At 64.3% G+C, this 227-nt stretch carries 1 pseudogene; it reads left to right on the forward strand.

Annotated features, from left to right (window positions below):
* A pseudogene (locus tag BST47_RS30150) lies at positions 1-227 on the forward strand (HNH endonuclease signature motif containing protein); the annotation flags it as partial.

The raw sequence follows: 227 nt of genomic DNA on the forward strand, positions 1-227 counted from the left end.
ATATCGACCACACCATCGCCTACCCCCACGGCCCGACCCAGGCCTCCAACCTCAAAGTTCTCTGCCGACAACACCACCTCCTCAAAACCTTCTGGGGCTGGCACGACCAACAACTCCCCGACGGCACCGTCATCTGGACGTGCCCACAGCGCCAGACCTACACCACCTATCCCGGCAGCCGACTGCTGTTCCCCACCCTGTGCCGACCCACCGCCCCCACCGTCATC

Source organism: Mycolicibacterium tusciae (assembly GCF_002086795.1).
GTDB lineage: Bacteria > Actinomycetota > Actinomycetes > Mycobacteriales > Mycobacteriaceae > Mycobacterium > Mycobacterium tusciae.